The sequence below is a fragment of the Candidatus Obscuribacterales bacterium genome (assembly GCA_036703605.1).
Taxonomy (GTDB): Bacteria; Cyanobacteriota; Cyanobacteriia; order RECH01; family RECH01; genus RECH01.
In genome coordinates this window covers 1-24,262 of sequence record DATNRH010000471.1, presented here as the reverse complement: position 1 = coordinate 24,262, position 24,262 = coordinate 1, and the positions used below count along the sequence as shown (strand labels likewise).

15 protein-coding genes are annotated in these 24,262 nt (G+C 55.1%); 12 read left to right on the top strand and 3 right to left on the bottom strand.

Going from position 1 to position 24,262, the window contains the following annotated elements:
• Positions 1-397, bottom strand: a 397-nt coding sequence (locus V6D20_10090; protein ID HEY9816129.1) for a CBS domain-containing protein, incomplete at its 3' end; no start/stop codon positions are given.
• A gap of 681 nt (positions 398-1,078) precedes the next feature.
• Here V6D20_10090 and V6D20_10085 point away from each other — a divergent pair.
• Positions 1,079-2,962: a serine/threonine-protein kinase gene (locus V6D20_10085; GenBank protein ID HEY9816128.1), complete on the top strand. Its 1,884-nt coding sequence runs from the start codon at positions 1,079-1,081 to the stop codon at positions 2,960-2,962.
• A gap of 206 nt (positions 2,963-3,168) precedes the next feature.
• Here V6D20_10085 and V6D20_10080 read toward each other — a convergent pair whose 3' ends face one another.
• Both V6D20_10080 and radA read right to left on the bottom strand, forming a co-directional pair.
• Positions 3,169-4,515: a hypothetical protein gene (locus V6D20_10080; GenBank protein HEY9816127.1), complete on the bottom strand. Its 1,347-nt coding sequence runs from the start codon at positions 4,513-4,515 to the stop codon at positions 3,169-3,171.
• Between the two features lie 477 nt (positions 4,516-4,992).
• The gene (gene radA, locus V6D20_10075; GenBank protein HEY9816126.1) at positions 4,993-6,441 is read right to left on the bottom strand and encodes a DNA repair protein RadA; all 1,449 of its coding nucleotides are present in this window, start codon (positions 6,439-6,441) and stop codon (positions 4,993-4,995) included.
• A 321-nt stretch (positions 6,442-6,762) separates the two neighbouring features.
• Here radA and V6D20_10070 point away from each other — a divergent pair, with 321 nt between their 5' ends.
• From V6D20_10070 to V6D20_10020, 11 genes are all read left to right on the top strand, one after another.
• On the top strand, positions 6,763-7,494 hold the full coding sequence (locus V6D20_10070) for a response regulator transcription factor (GenBank protein HEY9816125.1): 732 nt from the start codon (positions 6,763-6,765) through the stop codon (positions 7,492-7,494).
• An 80-nt stretch (positions 7,495-7,574) separates the two neighbouring features.
• Positions 7,575-8,648: a phosphate acyltransferase PlsX gene (gene plsX / locus V6D20_10065; GenBank protein HEY9816124.1), complete on the top strand. Its 1,074-nt coding sequence runs from the start codon at positions 7,575-7,577 to the stop codon at positions 8,646-8,648.
• Positions 8,648-9,649 (top strand): beta-ketoacyl-ACP synthase 3, encoded by a 1,002-nt coding sequence (locus V6D20_10060; protein HEY9816123.1) that lies wholly within the window; start codon positions 8,648-8,650, stop codon positions 9,647-9,649. Before plsX ends, V6D20_10060 begins: the two co-directional genes overlap by 1 nt.
• A 147-nt stretch (positions 9,650-9,796) precedes the next feature.
• A complete protein-coding gene (gene fabD, locus V6D20_10055; protein ID HEY9816122.1) occupies positions 9,797-10,681 on the top strand; it encodes an ACP S-malonyltransferase in 885 nt (294 codons plus the stop codon).
• A 12-nt stretch (positions 10,682-10,693) separates the two neighbouring features.
• The gene (locus V6D20_10050) at positions 10,694-11,332 is read left to right on the top strand and encodes a lysophospholipid acyltransferase family protein (protein ID HEY9816121.1); all 639 of its coding nucleotides are present in this window, start codon (positions 10,694-10,696) and stop codon (positions 11,330-11,332) included.
• 108 nt (positions 11,333-11,440) lie between these two features.
• Complete coding sequence (locus V6D20_10045) at positions 11,441-11,734, top strand: DUF2288 domain-containing protein (protein HEY9816120.1); 294 nt, start codon at positions 11,441-11,443, stop codon at positions 11,732-11,734.
• 354 nt (positions 11,735-12,088) lie between these two features.
• Entirely contained in the window at positions 12,089-13,561 is a 1,473-nt protein-coding gene (locus V6D20_10040; GenBank protein HEY9816119.1) for a circularly permuted type 2 ATP-grasp protein, read from the top strand.
• Positions 13,562-13,762: 201 nt separating this feature from the next.
• Entirely contained in the window at positions 13,763-14,713 is a 951-nt protein-coding gene (locus V6D20_10035) for an alpha-E domain-containing protein (GenBank protein HEY9816118.1), read from the top strand.
• Positions 14,714-15,025: 312 nt separating this feature from the next.
• On the top strand, positions 15,026-15,223 hold the full coding sequence (locus V6D20_10030; GenBank protein HEY9816117.1) for a hypothetical protein: 198 nt from the start codon (positions 15,026-15,028) through the stop codon (positions 15,221-15,223).
• Positions 15,224-16,240: 1,017 nt separating this feature from the next.
• Positions 16,241-23,752, top strand: a complete 7,512-nt coding sequence (locus V6D20_10025) for a Calx-beta domain-containing protein (protein ID HEY9816116.1) — start codon at positions 16,241-16,243, stop codon at positions 23,750-23,752.
• A 159-nt stretch (positions 23,753-23,911) separates the two neighbouring features.
• A partial coding sequence (locus V6D20_10020; protein HEY9816115.1) for a hypothetical protein occupies positions 23,912-24,262 on the top strand: 351 nt, incomplete at its 3' end.

Here is a 24,262-nt window from a genome sequence, read left to right as displayed (position 1 = left end):
AATAGGTTTTAGGCTTTTCCACAAAATCGCTTTTGGTCAAAATATCGTGAATTGAAATGGTGCCCAGCAGACCACCACTCACCACCGGAGCTTGATGCACACCAGATTGGGCAAACAGGCGAGCGACATATTCCACCCCTAGGTCAGGATTCACCACAATGCAGGGCTTAGTCATAATTTCATACACCCGCACCTGCTTGGGATCCTTCCCGTAGGCCGCTACTTTATAAATAATGTCTGTTTCAGACAGGATGCCATAGGGGTCATCCGGATGACGACGTTCCACCACCAGGGCTCGGACTTGGTTTTCTTTCAGGCAGGCGACGGCTTCAGCCACCGTAGCTGAACCACTGATCGTCGCAACCGCTTGGGTCATTATGTCTTTTGCTTTCATCATGGCAGGTCTCCAAACTAGCAGAACATGACTTGAACCGAGCAAATTCACGGATTTATGCTTGTTAAAATTGTGCCCCAAGGTGGGTAGTCTCAGGAAAGAAAGAGAAACCTATCCCGTAATGTTGCGGATAGTTTCGAACGATACCGAGGAAGATGGGCGATCACCCTCCGCAGCATTAAGGAGGGTTGCTAGAGACCAGATGGCTCTTTGGGTCGATTTATCCATCCATTTTTTGGGCTTAACCTGGAAATACACACAGAAAATTCACTTAATCTTGATTTCCCGTTTGCACCGTTCGCCATTTTGTAGGGAATACTGAATGGTGGAAACTACAATCCTCCCGAGTTCGTTTATATCACGGAGTCGCAAGCTGAGTAGTTTGCTAGATACTAGGGCAGACGTTGTTATTTCAGGCAGGGCGATCGCTTGAGCCTCATTGATAGCTTCGACGAGTTTGTCCATCACCCATGCATCCCTTGGCATCCCTGTGGTGTCATTAAGCTGTTAAGCACTATTGAGCTGTTCCACGACGAAGAATGTTACCCATTTTGTCCTAGGCTTAACCGCAGTCTGTTGTGTAGTGGTTGTCCACCGTGAGCAGGGTATTCATCTTCACCACCTGAGGGGCATCATTTCGAGCCAACCCGACGTCATACAGTATTTTGGAAGCCGCATCTACCCATGCTAGGAACAACAATCGGCGGACGTTATCAAATCACGGAACACCTCGGTGGCGGGGGCTTTGGGCAAACGTTCCTAGCCGTCGATCGCCATTTACCAGGCAAGCCAACCTGTGTGGTCAAGCAATTAAAACCTCAAGTAGACGGTCAGGCAGCTTGGCAAGCGGCAACACGCCTGTTTGACCGAGAGGCAGAAGTGCTGTATCAACTGGGCAACCACGATCAAATTCCTCGGCTCTTTGCCCACTTTGAAGAACACCGAGAATTTTATCTGGTGCAGGAATTTATAGAAGGGCGCGTTCTTAATAAAACCATCAAGAAAAACGTCTGTTTTCCTGAAGATGAAGTCATCGATTTTCTGCAGGATGTTTTATCAACCCTGGCCTTTGTTCATGAACAGCAGGTTATCCATCGCGACATTAAGCCATCCAATTTAATTCGCCGCCAGCATGATCAAAAAGTAGTGTTGATTGACTTTGGAGCCGTCAAGCAAATTGGCTCTCAACCCATCAACCTGGAAGAAGAATCCACCTTTACCATTGCCGTGGGCTCGTCGGGGTATATGCCTAATGAACAGTTGGCTGGACGCCCTCGCTACTGCAGCGATGTGTACTCCTTAGGCATTGTGGGCATTCAAATGCTGACTGGTCTATCGCCCTCGAAGCTGCGCTACGATGCCCGCACGGGTGAACTGCTGTGGCGCGATCGCATCCAGACCATCAGCCCAGCCCTGGCCGATATCATCGACTTGATGGTGCGCTATGACTATCGCCAGCGCTACCAATCCGCCGTAGAAGCCATGGAAGCTCTGCAGGTTCTGGCATCACCGAAGCACGACACGGTGATTTTACCCACCGTCAACTCAGCGGTTAAATCAGCCCAGCGCGATCAGCTATCCCTAGGTGATCGCACCGTACCGCCTGCCAAATATTCCGACGCCCATTTCGTCTGGTTTGAACGTGCCGATGAACTGTTTCAGCAGCAGCGCTACCGCAAAGCCATTGAATGCTACGACAAGGTGATCCAGATTGCCCCCAATGACTACTTGGCTTGGTTTAAGCGCGGCATCGCCTTTGAAAACCTGCACCACTATGAAGATGCCGCTAGCTCCTATCAGCGGGTGATTGAAGTTCAGCCTAATGATTATCTAGCCTGGTTTAAGCGCGGCAAGGCGCTGGAACACCTGAAACGCTACCCAGAAGCGCTGGCCGCCTACGACAAGGTGATCCAGATTCAGCCGGGCAACTATTGGGCCTGGCACGACCGGGGGCAGGTGCTGGAGCATTCCGGGCAGTTTGATGAAGCCGTGGAGGCCTACGATCGCGCTGTTAACCTCAAGCCTGATTTCCACCTAGCTGTGGAGAGCCGCAAACAGGTGCTGATGACCCAGCGCAAGGTCGATCAGCTTTACCATCTCCAGCACTACCAAGAAGCGATCGCCGCCTGTGCCCGTACCCTGCGCGATGATCCAACCGATGCCAATGCTTGGTTGATGCAGGGCATGGCCCTGGAAAATTTGCAGCGCTATCGGGAAGCAGCGTCCTCCTACAGCAAAGTGGTGAAGCTCCAAGCCGATGACCATATTGCTTGGTTCAAGCTAGCAGCCCTGCTGGAGCAACTGAAAAAATACAAAGAAGCCGCAGCAGCCTACGCCAAAGTATCGCAACTGCAGCCCCACAACCAGTGGGCCTGGCATGATCGGGGGCGATCGCTAGAGCAGATGGAGCAGTACGAATCAGCGATCGCTGCCTATGACCAAGCCCTACGCATCAATGCCGAATTTGAATCCGCCCGAGATGGACGGCTGCGATCGCTTGCCCAGCTCAAGCAGCAAATGCAGCAAGATTCCGTCACCTACCGTCCACCCACCCAATATGTGGTCTAAGATCACGTCTTCAAAATGTTGCTACATAATTAATGTCGCTACATAATTTAAGACGCCTCAAAGTCCCTCTCCCAGAGGGAGAGGGATTTAGGGTGAGGGCAAAATGTAGCGGGCAATCCAAGAATTAGTCTAGGCCCGCTGGCTAGGAAATGCAGGTAGCTCCTAGGAAGCAGGGGAGTCCCACAGGTAGTTGGCAGCGCTGGTGTTCAACCCTGATCGTAGGGGGGCAGTTTCTGGCGATTTTGTTCCAGGGCTCGCTTAATTTTTTGAATCAGCGGTTCCGAATCACGGCGATGCAGAAATTGCTCTAAATCCGTCACCGTGGCTTCCGCTGTAGCAATTTTTTGGATCAACTCCTGGGTCGCATCTTGGATATTAGGCGAGAGCCCCAGGGTGGCGGATGAATCGGTCTCCGTCAGGGATTGAATGGGCCCCTGCACCAGCCTTTCAAGTTCCGCTAAGGCCGTTTGAGCCTGTTCAATTTTCTGCAGCAGGGATTGCGCCACCGTGGTGCCCGACTGGGCCGAGTCGGTCAGCGCCTGCACGCGGCTATGGAAACGGCTGGCTAAGCGATCCATCCGGCGTCCGGCATCCAAGGTTTGATTCACCAGCTTGCCAATCTCAGCGGTAATGTGGCTGAACCCCGCCATCTCCACCCCCACATGGTTGGCAACAATGGCCGCCTGGACGGACAAATGCCGCACCTGTTGGCTCACCTTAGCAATCAGTTGGGACGTGTCTTGAATCGTATGTAGTTCATCGGTGAGCGATCGCCCGATGCCTACAATTTGCGTGGTATTGTGGCAAATGGCATTCACCCCAGCAAAGGTAGCCTGGAAGGTCTGCTGTCCTTCGGCGGACAGTAATTGCCCAATTCTGATGAAGCGCTTGTTGAACTGGGCAATTTCCCTGGCCTGTTCCAGCAGCTCAACCTGCTGGGTTTCGAGCAGCAAATTGCGCTCCTGAATCACGCCTTGGTGCGCTTCCAGCAACTGGGTATATTCCTCAACCTTGCGCTGCTCTTCCTGCACCTGCTGCTGCTTTTCTTCCAAAATGGCGCGCTGCTGGCTCATCTCATGATTAATCACCATGAGAATTTGCGACTGCGCCTGCAACAGCGTGTACATGTCCAGCAAAAAATACGCCTGCACATCAGGAATACTGTGATCCTGAAACATCACAATGATCGGTTCATACACCTCATCCGCAGGACGGTTCAGCGCCGTACGGGCGGATAGATCAATCGGTTCCGTGTCCCGTAAAACCAGCACGCGGGCTTTACGACGCTTTAGCTCCGCCTCCAATAGCATTTGAATAGGCTGTTCTAGAAACGTTTGTTGCTGAACTGGTTTGCTCATTTGCTCATGAAATCGCCGTCGAGAAATGACGCCAACCATCTTGGTCTCGCTCATGATTACCACGCCGGGCAAATCAGGGCGTTGCTCAAATTGCTTGGCAATCACCAAACCCGAGGTGTTTAGGTTGACCTGAAAATCATGGAGGGGTAGATCACCTAACGTGGCATAAAGAGTTGCCCGATCAAGGTTTCCCATTGGATTGAGAGGCCTACGAAACGAAGTCAGCAGATGTTAGACCAATACTCTGATTTCAACGGCTACAGGATCGTTCGACTCAACGTCCCCACCCGACTGGGCAAGGGGGTTGGGATGGGGCGACTTGTAGCGGATCTTGAGAGACTTGGTATGAGACGAAACGATGCAGGCAAGCTGCAGATACCTGACGAAAGTGGAAGCAACCTAGCGTGAAACTTTTTGCCTTAGCTGTTCATGATGATGGATGCTGACCCTGATGATGGGTTTAGTCTAGAGCGAGATTCGCCTCACCCTATGCCCGACGGATGAAGGTAGACAAGCTGAATCCTTCAGGCGGCAGGGAATGTTCTGATTACCCCAAGAACATTGCACACCTCCATAGATTGAACAATGAGGGCGATCGCTCCAGATATTCAAATTCTATCGATCCTTGGGGGCAGAACGTGGTAGCACTACAAATTAGTTACGCCAAGTTCTCTAGGGGTCCGGTTCTGGGGTCGCAGTGGCGGAACTATCGTTGGGCAAAAGGGCCGCGGCGATCGCATCCACCACACGCCCCACGGGAATGACCTCTAAGTCTAGCTTAGGAACCGTGGTGCCCTTGGGTACAATGGCCCGCTGAAACCCCAGCTTGGCTGCCTCTTTGAGGCGAATTTCCATCTGAGAAATGGGCCGCACCTGGCCACCCAAGCCTACCTCACCAATCAAGACCGTATTGGGATCGACAATGCGATCGCGGAAACTAGCCGCCACAGCGATCGCCACCCCTAAATCTGCCGCTGGTTCTCCTACCGTCAACCCGCCCGAGGAAGCCACGTAGGCATCCAGCTTAGACAGGGGAATGCCCACCCGTTTTTCCAGCACCGCCAAAATTTGCAGCAGACGGCTGTATTCAATGCCCGTGGCCGACCGGCGGGGGGAAGGATAGCTGGTAGGACTAACCAGCGCCTGTAGCTCGATCACCAAGGGGCGTGTACCCTCGCAGGCCACAATCGTACAGGTGCCCGGCACGGCTTCCTGACGCGTCCCCAAAAAGAGCGCCGACGGATTCAGCACCTCGGCCAAACCCTGATCCACCATTTCAAAAATGCCAATTTCATGGGTGGCCCCAAAGCGATTTTTCACCGCCCGCAGCAGTCGATGGCTAGCAAAGCGATCGCCCTCAAAGTACAGCACCGTATCCACCAAATGCTCCAACACCTTCGGGCCAGCGATCGCCCCATCTTTGGTGACATGACCCACAATAAACAAGCTGATGTTCTGGCGCTTGGCCAATTGCATCAACGCCGTGGTACATTCCCGCACTTGGGACACCGATCCCGGAGCAGAATTCAACGCACGGTAGTAAATGGCTTGAATACTATCAATCACCGCCACCTGCGGCTTGAGAGACGTTAATTCTGCCAAAATGGCCTCAAGGTCAATCTCCGGCAGTAGGTACAAGTCTGGCGGATCGGTGTGATCATCCTGGGGCTGGCCCACCCCCAGCCGTTGCGATCGCAGCTTCACCTGTTGCCCTGACTCCTCCGCACATACATACAGCACCCGCTGCTGCCGCGCCACTTGGTTGGCCACCTGCAGCAAAAGGGTTGACTTACCAATGCCCGGATCGCCACCAATTAACACCAAAGAGCCCGGCACAATGCCACCGCCCAACACCCGATCTAGCTCACCATAGCCCGACGGTAGCCGCGCTTGGGGATGGTCAGAAATTTGGGGAAGCGTTAGGGATGCCACCGCTTGGGGTGGCGTATTTGGCGTCTTGACAGCGATCGCACTCGCCGCAGGACGGCTAGCAGTAGACGTACTGGAGGGTGCCTGCTCCACCATCGAGTTCCAGCTACCACAAAAGGGGCACTTGCCAAACAACTGAGCCGATTCAGCGCCACAGTCTTGGCAAACATACTGAGTTCGAGATTTTGACATAGGAGTTGGGCTAGGGGACGTTGCCGGATCACCCAGCAATTTTTAGTATGGCGTTACAAACCGGCAAGCGACCACTCAGACAGACTGAGCTACCATCGATTCATCCTGACCAAGCCAGAAAAATAGCAAAACTTCTAGAATGAGAAATCTTGGGATTGTCTCTATGTTTGTATGCGCAAAGTTGAATATTAAGAAACGTTGAAATGTAACAACAATGGGAATTTCGGCTATTCTTAGCCAGAACATACGCTATTATTCTTCATGATAATGTGTCGAAAATTAACGACTAAACGCTAGTCGTTTCAAGGAGTGTTGAGTCAGTTGGAAAATCATAAAGAAAAAATACTTGTTGTTGATGACGAAGCGAGCATTCGACGAATTCTAGAAACTCGCCTGTCTATGATCGGCTATGACGTCGTCACAGCAGCAGACGGCGAAGAAGCCTTGGACACCTTTCGCACCACAGCTCCAGACCTAGTCGTGCTGGATGTCATGATGCCCAAACTCGATGGCTATGGCGTTTGCCAAGAACTGCGCAAGGAATCGGATGTGCCGATTATCATGCTCACAGCTCTGGGCGATGTGGCCGATCGCATCACTGGTCTAGAGCTAGGAGCCGATGATTATGTGGTGAAACCTTTTTCGCCCAAGGAGCTAGAAGCGCGAATTCGCTCCGTTTTGCGGCGGGTTGAAAAAGTTGGTACCACCGGAATTCCTAGTTCTGGCGTCATCCAAATTAACAACATTCGCATTGACACCAACAAGCGCCAAGTCTACAAAGGCGATGAGCGTATCCGCTTGACTGGCATGGAGTTCAGCCTGCTGGAATTACTCGTAGGGCGATCGGGAGAACCCTTCTCGCGCTCCGAAATTTTGCAGGAAGTTTGGGGATATACCCCCGAGCGTCATGTGGATACTCGCGTAGTCGATGTTCATATTTCCCGGCTGCGTGCCAAACTGGAGGATGACCCGAGTAACCCGGAGCTCATTTTGACCGCCCGGGGCACAGGGTATCTTTTTCAGCGCATTACTGAACCCGGAGAAGGGGAATAATCTATCTCATCTGCCCGGATTCGGCCCTTCAGTACTAGGCCATCTGATAAAATTTTTTAGGTTTCTACAAACTTCGATCGATGGGATCCAATCGGGCACGGATTGCAGTGGATGCGATGGGCGGGGACCATGCCCCGGCTGAAATTGTCGCAGGCGCACTTAGAGCGCAGGAAGAACTAGATGCGGATATTCTGCTTGTGGGCGATCCACAGCAGATTCGAGAAGAAATTCACCGTCATGGTTCCTCGTCACATTTGGAGGTTGTCCCGGCAGAAGGGACGATCGAGATGCACGAGGAGCCGCTGACGGCGTTACGGCGAAAGCCCCAAGCGTCGATCAACGTGGCGATGGATTTAGTCAAGCAGAATCGTGCCGACGGGGTGGTCTCGGCAGGCCATTCTGGTGCGGCAATGGCGGCGGCGCTGTTGCGATTAGGGCGGCTGCCGGGCATTGACCGGCCAGCGATTGGGGCCATCTTCCCCACCCTGACACCAGGCAAGTCGGTGGTGATTCTAGACGTTGGGGCCAATGTAGACTGTCGGCCTCGCTTCCTCGAACAATTTGCGGTGATGGGTGGTATCTATTCCCAGTACGCACTGGGGATTGACCATCCCAAGGTAGGGCTCCTCAACATCGGCGAGGAATCGTCGAAGGGTAATGACTTAGCCGTTCGTACCCATCAAATGTTGCAGGACAATTCCCGCATTGACTTTGTGGGGAATGCCGAAGGCCGTGATGTACTGTCGGGTGAGTTTGACGTCATTGTTTGTGATGGCTTCGTTGGCAATGTGCTGCTGAAGTTTGCCGAGGCGATCGCTGAGGTGCTCTTGCAAATTATGCGAGATGAGCTGCCTCGTGGGCTGCACGGCAAGGTCGGCGTCAGTTTACTCAAGCCCAATCTACGCCGCATTAAGCAACGCATTGACCATGCTGAGCACGGCGGCGGGTTGTTGCTGGGGGTGAATGGCATTTGCATCATCAGTCACGGTAGCTCTCAAGCGCCGTCGGTGTTTAATGCGATTCGTTTGGCCAAGGAAGCCGTTGATCATCAGGTGCTGGAGCGTATTCAATCTCAGTATCAGGATGCGATCGCCGAAGTGGACGGGCAACGCTCCCTGTCCCGGCAGTCTGATACCACAGAGAGTGTTGAGTAATGCAGCAAGAGATCGGTAGAGGAGTCGCCATCATTGGGTGCGGCTCGGCAGCGCCCGATACGGTGTTAGACAATCAGGGGCTGAGTCACGTTGTTGACACGTCTGATGAGTGGATTGCAAGCCGCACGGGCATTCGTCAACGGCGCTTAGCCCAAGGCGATCGCGCTCTGACTGGCATTTCTGCTCAGGCGGGCAAGGCGGCTCTAGAGATGGCTGGGGTGGCGGCGGAAGACTTGGATTTAATTATCCTAGCTACCTCCACCCCCGATGATCTTTTTGGCACCGCTAGCCTCATTCAGGCGGAGCTGGGTGCCACCAAAGCCGTCGGCTTTGACCTAACGGCGGCCTGCTCTGGCTTTTTGTTTGCCCTTGTGACGGCCTCTCAATTCATTCGCACCGGCGCATACCGCACGGTGTTGGTGATTGGTGCAGATGTGCTATCCCGCTGGATTGATTGGAACGATCGCCGTACCTGTGTCCTCTTTGGCGATGGGGCCGGGGCTGTGGTCATGCAGGCTAGTGAGACGAGCGATCGCCTCCTAGGGTTTGACCTACATAGCGATGGTCGTCAGAATAGCTGTCTGACGCTGCCATTCCAGGGTGAAGAGCGATCGCTCACCCCTGACATTGCCGTCCAGCAAGGCACCTATCAACCCATCGCCATGAGCGGGCAAGAGGTCTATCGCTTTGCCGTGAAGCGCGTACCGGAAGTTGTTGAGAAAGCCTTATTCCGGGCTGGTATGAGTACAGACCAAGTGGACTGGCTACTGCTGCACCAAGCCAATCAGCGCATTTTGGATGCCGTTGCCCAGCGCTTGAATATTCCGAGCGATCGCGTCATTAGCAACATGGCTGCCTACGGCAATACGTCGGCGGCCTCCATCCCCATTGCGCTGGACGAATGGGTACGGCAAGGACATATTAAACCCGGTGATGTGATTGCCGCGTCGGGCTTTGGGGCTGGTCTCACCTGGGGTGCAGCCATTTTCCAATGGGGATAGAGCGATCGCTAGATCGTAGACTCGCCGAGGGCGATCGCCTCCAGTCAGCGCATGGCCCCAAGACATAGTCAACGGCTGCCTAGGCGAGGTGCCCCATTGATGAGATCATGGGAACACAATCAGAATCAAGAAAGGCAAGTCAACGGTATGGTTAAGACGGCATGGGTATTTCCGGGACAGGGCTCCCAGGCGATCGGCATGGGCAGCGATCTTTTTGCGCGACCCGCTGCGCAGGAGCGGCTGCAGCAGGCGGACCAGATCCTGGGCTGGTCGGTGCCAGAGATCTGTCAGAGCGACGATGATAAGGTCTCCAACACCCTCTATACCCAACCCTGCCTGTATACCGTGGAAAGCCTATTGGTAGATGAACTACGAGCCCAGGGTCAGCAGCCCGATCTTGTAGCCGGTCATAGCTTGGGAGAATATGTGGCTCTCTATGCCGCTGGCGTGTTTGAGTTTGAAGCAGGTTTGCGGCTGGTACAGCGACGGGCCGAACTGATGAGCCAAGCCTCGGATGGCATGATGGCGGCGTTGATTGGCTGCGATCGCGATCAGCTCGACCAACAGCTTCAGGAACGGTCTGACGTCGTCTTGGCCAACGATAATAACGCTGGACAGGTGGTGATTTCGGGCACCCCCGATGGCGTGAACGCCGTGATGGCTGCCATCAAGTCTAAGCGAGCTATTCCTCTTAACGTCAGCGGTGCCTTCCATTCACCGATGATGGCTGATGCGGCCGCCGCCTTCCAGCCGCACTTGGATGCGGTAACCTTCCAAAGCGCTACAGTACCGGTATTGTCGAACGTAGACCCTACACCGACGGTGGAGGGCGCAGTGCTCAAGGATCGCCTGATTCGGCAAATGACCGGATCGGTGCGCTGGCGAGAAATTTCCCTGCAATTACCGAACGAAGGCATTGAGCGCGTGGTGGAAGTGGGCCCCGGAAAAGTGTTGACCGGCCTGATCAAACGCACCTGCTCGGGCATTGCCCTTGAAAATGTCAGCTCCTTGGCAGATTTGTCAGCCGAGTAGGAGACCGCCTTCATGAGTCGCGATCGCGAACCTTTTGCCAGCCTGCTGCTCTATCACCTCTTTAAGTGGTCGGTGGTGAGCCCCATGCTGCACCTCTACTTTCGCGGTCGCATCTACGGAGCCGACCAAGTACCTATGCGTGGGCCGCTGATTGTGGTCACAAACCACGCCAGCGACTTTGATCCACCCATTGTGTCCAACTGTGTGCGTCGCCCCGTTTCCTTCATGGCCAAGGAAGAGCTGTTTCGGGTGCCGGTGCTGCGCCAGGCGATTCGCCTCTATGGAGCCTACCCAGTCAAACGGGGAGCCGCAGATCGCAGCGCCATTCGCGCAGCCTTACAGCAGCTTGACCAAGGCTGGACAGTGGGCGTTTTCCTCCAAGGTACCCGTACCCCAGACGCCCGCATTCCATCCCCCAAGCTAGGAGCTGCCTTGATTGCGGCCCATGCCCAAGTGCCGCTGTTGCCCGTGAGTCTCTGGGGCACCCAGGCTATTCTCACGAAGAAAAATCCCATCCCCCGCCCCGTGCCGGTGACCGTACGGATCGGCGAGTTAATTTCTCCACCCACCTCCACCCGCCGCGAGGAGCTGCAGGCCGTCACCTACCAATGTGCCGATGCTATCCATGCCCTTCACGATCGCGGCCGCTAGGCGTGGAATGAGGCTGCCCCCGCGCTAAGCCAGGCGATCGCCCCTAGAAACAAACCGCGATAGACTAAAATCCTGCTGAACCAGCAAGCTGTTAGACCCACTGAACCTATGCAAGATTTACGCGTCCAACTCACCGAAACCCTAGACGAAGCCGAATGGGATTGGCTGGTGCCCCATGTGCATCGTGATGCCATTGTGGTGGTGGGTCATGACCTAGATTTGGTCGATGTGGGGATGGCGATCGCCAATGACCAAGTGCAGATGGTGCAGCGCTGGATTAGTGAGCAGATGATTGGCAAGCCGACGGTGGAACAACTGGCCGACTGGGAGCGCGATCGCTCTCGCCGATTTACCACCCTGATCGTGCAGCCCTACGTCTTAGTTCAAGAACAGTCCACCTAGCTTCCACCTAACTCCCAGGTTAAGTTTTCATTAACCCATTTTTGGAGATCTGGGTATCTACCAGGGCGATCGACGTTCGCCACAAGCTCGCATATTCTAGGATTCAAAATGGCAATAATCCTAGGTAGAGCAAAGGTTGTGGGACTTTATCGTTCCATTACAGACCCGAGCACTTCGTATCCCTTGTTACAGCCAACCCTCTACCTCAGCCTCTATTGAATAGATGGATACTAAATCACATCGGACTTGCGCGCTCACCTAAATGCACCCAACCTTGGTGTTTTCTGAGGCTTGTTCCTAGAGTTCAAGACAGCGGCGTAAGTTCTTTGACCGTAATCGTTTGGGGACTAAACCGTGCAGGCTGTGCAGTTTGATCAATACGATCCAGGGGATTTCTACGACGAGCTATTTGCCGCCAAAGGGCAGCCTCGGGATGAGGCCAAGCTGTTGATTGAGCGATTGCGATCGCTCTCCATGCAGGAAATTCAGCAGCGGCAGAAAGTGGCGCAAAACACCCTCTTCAAAATGGGGGTAACCTTTAATGTTTACAGCGATAACCAGGGAACAGAACGCATCTGGCCCTTTGATATCATTCCCAGGATTGTCGCGGCCCAGGAATGGGCAGAGCTAGAGAAAGGGCTTAAGCAACGGATCACCGCTCTCAATCTATTTTTAGACGACATCTACGGCGATCAAAAGATCATCAAAGATGGCATCATTCCCGGCGAATTGATCGAGTCGGCTACCGGCTTTCTCAAGTCCTGTATGGGCTTAAAGCCACCCCAAGGCATTTGGTGCCACATCACCGGTACTGACCTGGTGCGCGATCGCGACGGTCGCTGGTATGTGCTAGAAGATAACCTGCGCTGCCCCTCGGGGGTGTCCTACGTCCTAGAAAACCGCCGGGTGATGAAGAGCACCTTTCCCCAAGTGTTCAGCACCCTCAATATTCAGCCCGTAGACGACTATGCCAGCAAACTTCTGGAGACCTTGCTCAACCTAGCTCCCTCCGGCCTGCCTGGCCCCACCGTTGTACTGCTCACGCCGGGGGTTTACAACTCTGCCTACTTTGAACATTCCTTCCTTGCCCAGCAAATGGGTGTGGAGTTGGTACAAGGCAAGGATCTGGTCGTCGCGGACGGCTACCTGAAAATGAAAACCACCAAGGGGCTGAAACGCGTTGATGTGGTCTATCGCCGCATTGATGACGAATTCATTGATCCCCTGGCCTTTCGCCCCGATTCGATGCTGGGCGTTCCAGGGCTCATGGAGGTCTATCGGGCTGGGCGGGTGGCGATCGCCAATGCCCCCGGCACCGGGGTTGCCGACGATAAGGTGATCTACGCCTACGTGCCCGAGATGATTCGCTACTACCTCGGCGAAGAGCAACTGTTGGCCAATGTGCCCACCTACCTCTGTTGGGAACCTAGTCAGCAGCAGTATGTGCTGGACAATCTCGACAAGCTGGTGGTGAAAGCAGCGGATGAATCCGGCGGCTATGGCATGTTAGTTGGCCCCCATGCCACCGAGGCAGAACGGGTCGAATTTGCTGGACGCATTGCCGCCAACCCACGCAAATATATCGCCCAACCCACCCTCTGTCTTTCCCGGGTGCCCACCCTGCTAGACGATGAGGTCTGCGGTTGCCACGTGGATCTTCGTCCCTATATCCTCAACGGCAAAGACATTCACGTGAGCCCCGGAGGCTTGACCCGCGTCGCCCTGAGACGCGGATCCCTGGTGGTCAATTCCTCCCAGGGTGGCGGCAGTAAAGACACCTGGGTGATTGCAGACCAGGCTGAGAGTCAAAATCAACGTCAAAACTAGGCCTTCTCGCCTAGCCGTTTTTAGCAGGAGAACCATGCTCGCTGCCGCAACTTTGCAGGTCACTATCACCTTGACTCCCATGAAGCCTGTTCTACAGGCCCGATGCTCGTCTTAACCTACCTGAGACATTCACCCTGAGACTGGCTGCTTCTGGCCCCAGAGCGATCGCCCCCCGTTAACCTACCTTCCTAGAGTTCTACTATGCTGAGTCGCGTAGCTGATTCCATCTATTGGCTCAACCGCTATGTTGAGCGAGCCGAAAATGTCGCTCGGTTTATCGACGTCAACCTGAATCTGCTGCTGGATAATCCCCTAGGCATTCGTCAACAATGGCGACCGCTGATTATTACCACCGGTGATCTCCAGGAATTTGAAGAGCGCTATGGAGAAGCCACCGCAGAAAACGTCATTCAGTTCCTCACCTTTGATGACCAATACCCCAACTCCATCGCCTCCTGCCTGCGGGCGGCGCGGGAAAATGCCCGATCGGTGCGGGAAATCATTTCCTCAGAAATGTGGGAACAGGTGAATTCATTTCACTTGATGGTGCAGGATGTCTCCAAGGCCAAATCCCTAGCCGACCTCTCTAGCTTCTTTGCAGCGGTGAAGATGGCCAGCCATCTCTTTTCCGGCGTTATGGATGCCACCATGTCTCATAACGAAGGCTGGCACTTTGGGCAGGTGGGACGGTTGCTGGAACGGGCTGACAAAACTGCCCGGATTCTGGACGTAAAATACTTCATCCTGCTGCCGTCCATCCATGACGTCGGCACCACCCTAGATGAACTACAGTGGATTGCCCTGCTCAAATCTGCCAGCGCCTATGAAATGTACCGCAAACGGCAGCAGCGGATTCATCCCCGCGAGGTGGCAGAATTCCTCATCCTCGATCGCCAATTTCCTCGCTCCATTCAATTTTGCTTGATCCAGGCAGAGCGATCGCTCCACCACATCACCGGCTATCCAGCAGACACTTGGCGCAACTCTCCAGAACGTGCCCTTGGCAAACTGCGATCGGAACTGGACTACCTAACCATGGATGAAATTATGGAGAAGGGGCTCCACGAATTTTTGGACAACCTACAATCCCAGATCAACCAAGTGGGCGATCGCATTTTTGAGACTTTTTTCGACCTAGAACCCGTATCCTAGATGCCACTTTTTTTTTACAAATTGCAATAGTTGCCAGCCTCTTGGTTACACTTCATTGCAAGTTTATGGTGAAGTTCATAGACCATGGTAACTTCGATAGCATTGATTACAGAACTTTAAGGTCTTAGACCAAGTTCATTCGGGCAGTTAAGGTGACATCAGTTACCCAAACGGTTATCCCAGATCCACCATGGACTTAGACATGGTTGCATGATCTAGTGTTCGCTGATGGGTCAACCACGATCACACCGCTGCTCCCTTCCACTCCGTCTTAACACTGTTGATTGCAGGCTCAAGAGGTAGAAAGCTTCGATGTCATCGATTAATTCTCAAGTAGAAGTTACGTCCAGAGAAGATTTCAGTGAGTATGTCGCCCATCTGCAACTTCACATGGCGCTGCAGGCTCGCAACTTAGTTCCTCCTCTCACTCACATGGCCGATAGTCGCGGGCAGCTTTTGCATCAAACCCAGGCTACCTTTGAAAAAATCGTATCTCGCCAAGCTCTCTAGTTAGCCCAGCGGCGTCCTGCTAGAGAAGCAGAACCCTGCTGGGTATTGCTAAGACAATCCGCAGAGAGTCCCTCAACGGTTCAGCCAAGCTCATCAGGTTGACGCCTAGATTTTATTCCAAATGCCTCCTCCTGGGTTCGTCACAGTTGAGGGGGCATTTGCTTTGGGGGTTGACATTTTCTCCAGCAGCCCTCACGCGGCAGATCGCCGGATCGAATGGTGGAGGTTTCTGGAGACCTGACGCTATCACGTTCACGCGCTTCTGCCAGCCGAGAACTAACCTAGCTGAGCCATCTTCATCCATTCGCAAATCCTGACCCGATCAAGTTGGGCTGCCCGTCCTGATTCTTCATCAAGTTCCATGAAGAAGACGGGAGAGGTTCATCAAGTCTTAACGAATCATTTCTAACCCGTAAAATCTATATGAAGCATAGAAAGAAAGCTGGCGATCGCCGCTCAACATAGCGTTTACTCAAGACAGATCTTCACTGCTGCACACGTGTATTTCCTGAGATGAAGGTGCTTATTGTCTACGTACTCAGGCATCATTCAGTACTATTGCCAGGGATCGTTCACAACGCATCCTAGCTCACTCAGGCATCGCTATCAGGATCACCATGCTTCGAGGCCCAGCCATATCTTAGGTTGAGCCAGCTTTGAGCATTCAACATGCCATGGCAGCCATGGACTTACAGAATGGCAAGCCGCATCCCGATTGGGGACTATTGCATCTCTGATGATTGCCACTTGAGCCCATCCATCGCAACGTTGGGTATCTCTCAGGTGAGCGCAACACCTCTTGCCCTACCCTTGATTGACTGGCTGTGTTACCAGCCAGCCCTCACCCTAGCCCTCTCCCCAGGGGATAGGAAACCGAAGCAGAGAGGGGTTGGGGTGAGCGTCGTAGGTTTTTGTTAGTTGAGCAGCCCCTACCCCAACACCTCGGCTGAGTTGATACACCCATGTCTGTCCTGCTTTCACCTCACTTCCTACCTTTACTTAATAAGGATCTCATCCATGCCCTTCACGACCAGTGTGCTGCGTGGCGGTATTGCCATCAATGAACTTCTGATTGATCCGAATAGCGCTACAGCCAACGTAGACACAGACGGCAATGGCATGTCTGGTGACACCGATGAGTTTATCGAACTCCGCAACGTGGGTACCCGTCCCATTGACCTCGGCGGCTTAGAACTCTGGGACGGAGAAGCGGGTCGCTGGTTCACCTTTCCCGAAGGTGCAGTTCTGCAACCGGGCAGCTATGCAGTGGTGGTGACAGGGGTGCAGGCAGGCGGCAGTTTACCCATCCTGTCTGCCAATACCTTAGTGTTTGATGCCGGAGCTAGCTCCGGCATTTTCAATAACAATGGCGACAACGTTGTTGTATACGATCCCAGCGACGACGCCTATATCCAACTACGCTATGACGGAGCGATCGCCACCACGCCCACCAGCTACGCCGGTTTCTCATCCACCGCCACCCTGGTAGACACCGTGGAAGACTGGGGCAATGACAATGCCGGACGCTCCCTGGTGCGCAGCCCCGACGGCAGCGATACGATTGTCAGTCAAGACACGATCGCCTTTGGGCTCAACGCCACGCCAGGCAGCGCAAACCTTACATTTACCGTCACCAATACCAATGACGATGGTGCCGGATCGCTACGGCAAGCTATCCTAGCGGCCAATGCGGCGGGGGGAGGAGCGATCGCCTTCGCTATTCCCGGAGATGGCCCCCACACCATTGCCCTCGCCACCGCCCTACCGGCCCTAACGGCAGCGATCGCCATTGATGGCTACAGCCAAGCAGGCTCAGCTCAAAACACCCAAGTCGCAGGCAGTAATGCCGTCCTCACCATTGTCCTGCAAGGCCAAGGCACCGCAAGCTTTGCAGGGCTATTGCTCAATGAAGGAGCGGCGGGCAGTGTCATTTCAGGTTTAGTCTTTAACCAGTTTCAGCGGGGGATTGAAATCAACACCCGCGATGTGGTGGTGCGGGGCAACTATATTGGCACCGACGCCACAGGATCAGTCGTCAACGCTTCAACCCGCAACGATCAGGGAATTCTCGTTAGCCAATTTGGCACCAACAGCTATATCGGCGGTACCACCCCCGCCAGCCGCAACGTTATTTCTGGCAACCAAATCGGCATCTTTTCCTTCAATACCGCCAACTTAGCCGTACAGGGCAACTACATCGGTGCGGCAGCGGACGGTACCACCCTATTAGGCAACGGCATCCTGGGAATCCAGCTTAGCGGCACCAATAACAGCTTGATTGGGGGAGCGGGTGCAGGTGAAGGCAACATCATTCGCGGGGGATTTGCCAGTATTGATGTCTTCAGCGCCAATGGCAACACCATCCAAGGCAACGCGATCAGCAATTTTGGCAACCAGGGCATTAATCTGCGCTTTGGTTCCAGCAGCAACCGCGTCGGCGGCGTTCAGCCTGGGGAAGGCAACACCATCACCAATGTTAACGGTAGGGGCGTTATTGTTGAGGATACCGCCACCCAAAACGCGATTCGCGGTAACCAAATTACTTTAACGGGGGGTGGATTGGGCATTGATCTGGGTAATGATGGTCAGACACCCAATGATGCTTTGGACGCAGATATCGGCCCCAACGGATTACAAAATACGCCCATTCTCGATGTCGCCAACGGCACCACCATTACTGGCACCTTCAACAGCAATCCCTTCATCAACGCGGTCATCGACGTCTACGCTAGCAGCTTGCCCAATGGTCAAGGAGCAGTGTATCTGGGCAGCCAAGCGGTGACCACCAATGGAGATGGTGACGCTACCTTTAGCCTAGAGGCTCCCTCTGTCTTTGGGCGTCCCCATATTATCGCGACGGCCACCAGTGAAGCTGGCAGTACCTCCGAGTTTTCTGCGAGCATCCAGCGGGTTGCCACCGTCCAGCTCACTACCCTCGTGGACAGGGCGGACGAAAATGCCGGAACGCCAGGCAGCTATCAACTCAGCCGGGATGCAGCCACCGGAGACATTACGGTGGTGCTCACCGTGGGGGGGAATGCTCAGTTCACTGCCGACTATAGCCTAGGCATAAGCGCCGGCAGCCTGACCATTCTCAGCCCCACGCAGGTGCAGGTCGTCATTCCCGATGGGGTAGCATCGGTCAATCTATCGGTGGTGCCCATCAACGATGACGTGGCCGAGGCTGATGAAACCGTCACCCTAACGCTGGAGGAGAACATCGCCTACGGGGTCGATCGCACCAACAACAGCGGTCTAGTCACCCTTGGCTTCAATGACCTAGTCGTCACTGACACGGGCGATCGCGGCGAAGGCACCCTCCGCCAAGCCATCCTCAATGCCAATGCTCTCGGCGGCGGCACGATCACCTTCAACATTCCCGGCGACGGCCCACACACCATTCTTCTCGATGAAGCACTGCCGGTACTGACTGCACCGATCACCATTCAGGGCTATAGCCAACTGGGCTCGGTGGTCAATACCCAAGCTGTGGGCAGTAATGGAACGATCGCGATCGCCCTCGATGGCAACGGACTGATTGCAACTGGGCTAGCCCTAGGCGCTGGATCGGCGGGCAGCGTGATTCGCGGGTTGCAGATTAGCAACTTCAGCGGCGATGGCATTCTGGTGTCGAGTGATGGCCATAGCCTGACGGGAAATTGGCTCACCAACAATGGCGGCAACGGCATTCACATCATCGGTGCAGCAGACACAGTGATTGGCGGCCCTACACCGGGCGATCGCAACGTGATCGAAGGCAATAGCCAGGCAGGCATTCGGTTGGCGGATATGGCCACCGGCCACCGCATCCAGGGCAACGATATTGGGATCGGTGCGGGCAACGGTACTGGGATTGCGATCGCTGATAGCACGAATACCATCATCGGCGGGGATGGAGCCGAGGGCAACCGCATCGCCAACCATGAGGGCAGTGGCATTTTGGTGAGCGGCAACGCCCAGGGCAACCGCATCCAGGGCAACCAGATCGTCAACAACGGTGGTTTGGGCATTGACCTCGGCGGGGATGGGGTGACGGCTAATGACCCCACAGATGCGGATACGGGAGCCAATGGTCTGCAAAACTTCCCGGTGCTCACCGCAGCGGAATTGATTGAAGGCAATGCGGTGGTCATGGGCAGTTTTACCAGCACGCCCAACACCAGCTTCCGCCTCGACTTTTTCGGCAACATCGCCCTAGACGGTAGCGGCCATGGAGAAGGACAAACGCCCTTAGGGTTCGTGATCGTCAACACGGACGACAACGGCACGGTGACCTTCACGGCATCCTTAGAAAACGCTGCCCTAGGAGAGTTGATCACCGCCACGGCCACCCACCTAAACACTGGGGATACCTCAGAATTTTCCAGCGGCGTGGCGATCGCCACCCCCCAGATCAATCTCGCGACCGGCGACCTCAGCATGACAGAAGGTACAGGCGTTGATAGTCTCGCGGTGTTCACCGTCACCCTGTCCCAGCCTAGCAGCCAAACTGTCACCGTAGACCACAGCACATCAGGGATTGAAGCGATCGCAGACGGTGACTTTCTTGCCAATGCCGCCACGCTTACCTTTGCCCCTGGCGAAACCCTGAAAACCATAACGGTGACGGTCATTGGCGATGCCCTCCATGAAGATACGGAAACCTTTCAGGTCAGTTTAGATAACGTTACTAACGCTACCTTAGGTAACCCAGGGGCGATTGCCACCATCTTCGACGACGACTTGCCACCAGCGCTGACCATCGCCAACAGCAGCGCCAGCGAAGGCGATGAGCAACTTATCTTCAGCCTGATCCTGGATGCTCCTTCTGGCAAAGACATCACCGTCGATTATCAAACCAGCAATGGGACAGCGATCGCCCCCGCCGACTACGGCGCCATTCCCTCCAGCACCCTCACCTTTGCCCCCGGCGAGACTCTACAACTGGTGACCGTGACCGTGATCGACGATTTGCTCGACGAAGCAGACGAGACCGTTCTTATCAACCTTAACCAGGGCACCAACGTTACCTTAGGCAACAGTTCCGCCACCGGCACGATTTTAGATAATGATCTAGCACCGATCGCCTCCCTTAGCGATGCCCTGGGTAGCGAAACCGATGGGCAGGCCGTCTTCACCGTCACCCTAGATGCACCCTCCGCCCGCCCGATTACCGTAGGCTACCGCACCGCCAACGATACAGCGATCGCGCCGGAGGACTTCACCGCCGTCACCAACGGAGCCGTCACCTTTGCCCCCGGCGAAACGCTCCAGTTGGTGACCGTTGCCATCCTCAACGACAATCTGGACGAAGCCGATACCGAGCAGTTCCGAGTGGAGCTGAGCAGCGAGAGCAACGCCCGTCTCGGCACCAGCGTCGGCATCGGCACTATTGTAGACAACGACCTGCCCCCCATTCTGACCGTCGGCAACGTCACGGCGCTTGAAAGCAGCGGAGAAGGCGACGGTCAAATGGTGTTTACCCTTACCCTGAATACGCCCTCCGGCCAAGATATCGCCGTTGACTACCAGGTCAACAACGGTACCGCGATCGCCCCCTTCGACTATGTGGCTCCCGCCGCCGGTACCCTCACCTTTGCAGCAGGGACAACCGTTCAAACCCTCTCCGTGCCGCTGATCAACGACAGCCTGGATGAAGACCAAGAGACCTTCCAACTCAACCTCAGCAACCCCATAAACGTCACCCTCGACCAAGAGATCGCCACGGGCACTATTCTGGATGATGATGCACCGCCCATCCTGACGATTCAGAATGCGATCGCCACAGAGCAGGCGGGACAGATGATCTTTACCCTTGACCTCAACGATGCGTCAGGGAAACCCGTCACCGTCAACTATCGTACAGACGACGACACCGCCATCGGATCGGTTCACTATACGCCCGTCCTGGCCACACCACTGACCTTTGCCCCCGGCGAAACCCGGCAGTTGGTCACCGTCACCATCGCCGATGATGACCTAGATAACGAGGATCGTATCTTCCAATTGCGGCTGAATGGAGCCACCAACGTCGAGCTAGCCAGCGATCGCGCCCTAGGCACTATCCAAGATGACGACCTGCCCCCCACCTATAGCATCAGCGACCTCACGGTGGTGGAAAATGCTGGAACGGCCGTGTTTACCGTCAACCTCGATCGCCCCTCAGGTCAAGAGATTACCCTTGACTATCGCACCCAAAACGGTAGCGCCCTCGCTCCCGATGACTACACCGCCGTAGCAGGCGATCGCCTTACCTTTGCCCCCGGCGACACCCAACGCCTGATTACCATCAACATCCTAGGCGACGACCTGAATGAAGACGACGAGACCTTCCAACTGCTGCTAGGCAACGCCACCAACGCACTTCCCGGCACCACAACAGCGATCGCCACCCTGGTTGATGATGACCTGCCGCCAGTTTTATCGATCACCAACCGTAGCCTCAGCGAAGGGGCCGGACAGACCATCTTCACCGTCAGCCTCGATCGCCCCGCCGGCCGCACCGTGACCGTCAACTACAGCACCGAGGACAACAGTGCGATCGCTGGGCAGGACTATCTGGCCAGCAGCGGTACTCTCACCTTTGCCGCCGGGCAAGTTCTGCAAACCTTGACGGTCGGCATCATCAACGACCTCAGCTTTGAACCCGAGGAAACCTTCCGAGTGGGGCTGTCCGATGCCGTCGGGGCCACCCTATCCGCCCCCCAGGGCACCGCCACCATCCTCGACGACGATCCTCAGCCCACCGTCACCCTAGTTGGCACCACGGTTGTGGAAGGGGACAGCGGCAACAGCCTCGCGCCAGTGACCGTGCGCCTCAGCAACCCCAGCAGCGAAACCATCACCCTCGCCTACAGCACCCAAGACGACACCGCCCGCCGCGATGAAGACTACTCAGCGATCGCCGGCAGTTTGACCTTTGCGTCTGGCGAAACCCAAGCAATCCTATCCCTCACAGTGATCGGCGACCTGGTCAATGAAGAGGAGGAACGCTTCAACGTTGTCCTCAGCAATCCCGTTAACACCACTCTAGGCACAAGTCTAGCCACCGTCACCCTCCTCAACGATGACGCTCTACCTCAACTCACCATCCGTGACATCACCGTATTGGAAGGAGATAGCGGCACTCAAAATGCGGTGTTTGAACTTCAGGTCAACGGCTTTACCAGCGCCCCAATCACGCTTGACTACGCAACTCAAGATGGCTCAGCGACCGCCGAGGACTATACTCCCACCCAAGGACAACTTACCTTACCCGCAGGTGAAGCCACAGCTTTCGTCACCGTTTCAGTCATTGGCGATCGCGCCTTTGAAGACGACGAAACCTTTAGCCTGGCATTGACCAACATCGTGAATGCTGATCCTACCCCCGTGGTGGGAACCGCTACGCTGGTGAACGACGACGATCGCCCCTCTATTATTATCCGTAATGTGCGTCAGATAGAAGGCCATCGTGGGCAGCAAGATGCCGTCATTCCAGTCACATTAACAGCCCCTAGCACAGAGGTAGTTACGGTCAACTACGCCACTGCCAACCGCGCCGCTATCGCCGGAGAAGACTACAGCACCCAAGACGGCATCCTTACCTTCCAGCCCGGCGAAACTGTCCAGCAGATTTCCATTCCCATCGTGGGCGATCGCCGCTTTGAGCGCAACGAACCTTTCTTCATCAACCTCAGTAATCCCACCGCTGCCGAGATCAGAAAAAATCAAGGCGTGGTTAGGATTCTCAACGATGATCCCCAACCCACCCTCACGATGAGGGCAGTACGGGTGCAAGAGGGCGATCGCGGCCGGCGTTTTGCGAACATTGTCCTTCGCCTCAACCAGGCGAGTGGCTTGCCCGTTCAGATAGGATATCAAACCGTAGACGGCACGGCCCAAGTTGCCAACAGCGACTATGGACGGGTGCGAGGGCGGCTAGTCTTCCGACCAGGGCAAACCCGTAAAGTCATTAAAGTTCCGATTTTCGGTGATACCACGGTGGAACCCAATGAGCAATTTCGGCTGCAGCTTACGAGCGTCAGGAATGCCCAAACCAGAAGACGCACCGCCACCGTGACGATTCTCGATGATGATCGCGCCACGCGATCGCTCTCCGTCAACGATGGCATCACGCTCACCGGAGACGCTGGCCCCAACGTCCTCATCGGCACGGCAGGCGACGATCGTCTGCGGGGCGGCGGCGGGGATGATGTCCTTCGAGGCGGCAACGGCAGCGATCGCCTCGTGGGCGGTGATGGGGATGACCTGCTCATCAGCGGCCATGGTCAAACGATCCTCACGGGCGGTGCAGGACGGGATACGTTCTTATTTACCCGCAACCGTGGCACCCACATCATCACCGACTTTGAGCTAGATCGAGACGTGATCGATCTACAAGATCTGTTCAGCGACAGCGGCAGTCCAGGAGCCATCTTCCGCAATGAGATCGAGTTGGTGCAGACGGGGAATAATACATCGGTGTTCGTGGGCGGGCGATCGCAGCCGTTGATCGTGCTGCAAACTGTCAATGCTAATCGCGTCAACCAGGATCATCTCCTCCTGTAGAGGCAAGTTGGAGAGCGATCGCTTTGCCGCCCCCTTGGCAGGTTGCTATGGACATCCGAGTACTACGATCAAGACCTTGGATGAACACGAGTTCGACCGTTAAACAGCCTAGCGTCATGGCATCATGGCCAGACGCGAGTAGGTAAGCAAGTGGAACTGATGCAACGACAGATGCCCATGGTGGCGATCGCGGGTACCCAGAGCGGCGTTGGGAAAACCTCCGTGGCGATCGGGCTGATGCGAGCTTGGCAGCGGCGAGGATTACGGGTGCAGCCCTTCAAAGTGGGGCCAGATTTCATCGATCCGGGTCATCATCGCCTGGCCACGGGGCGCACGTCCTACAACCTCGATGGCTGGATGCTGTCGCCGTTGGTCAACCGTCAGACCGTCTACCATGCCTGTCACGATGCTGATGTGGCGGTGATTGAAGGCGTGATGGGCCTGTTTGATGGCTATGGCGATACGGAGGAAGGCAGCACAGCTCAGATGGCTAAGTGGCTGAAGGCTCCG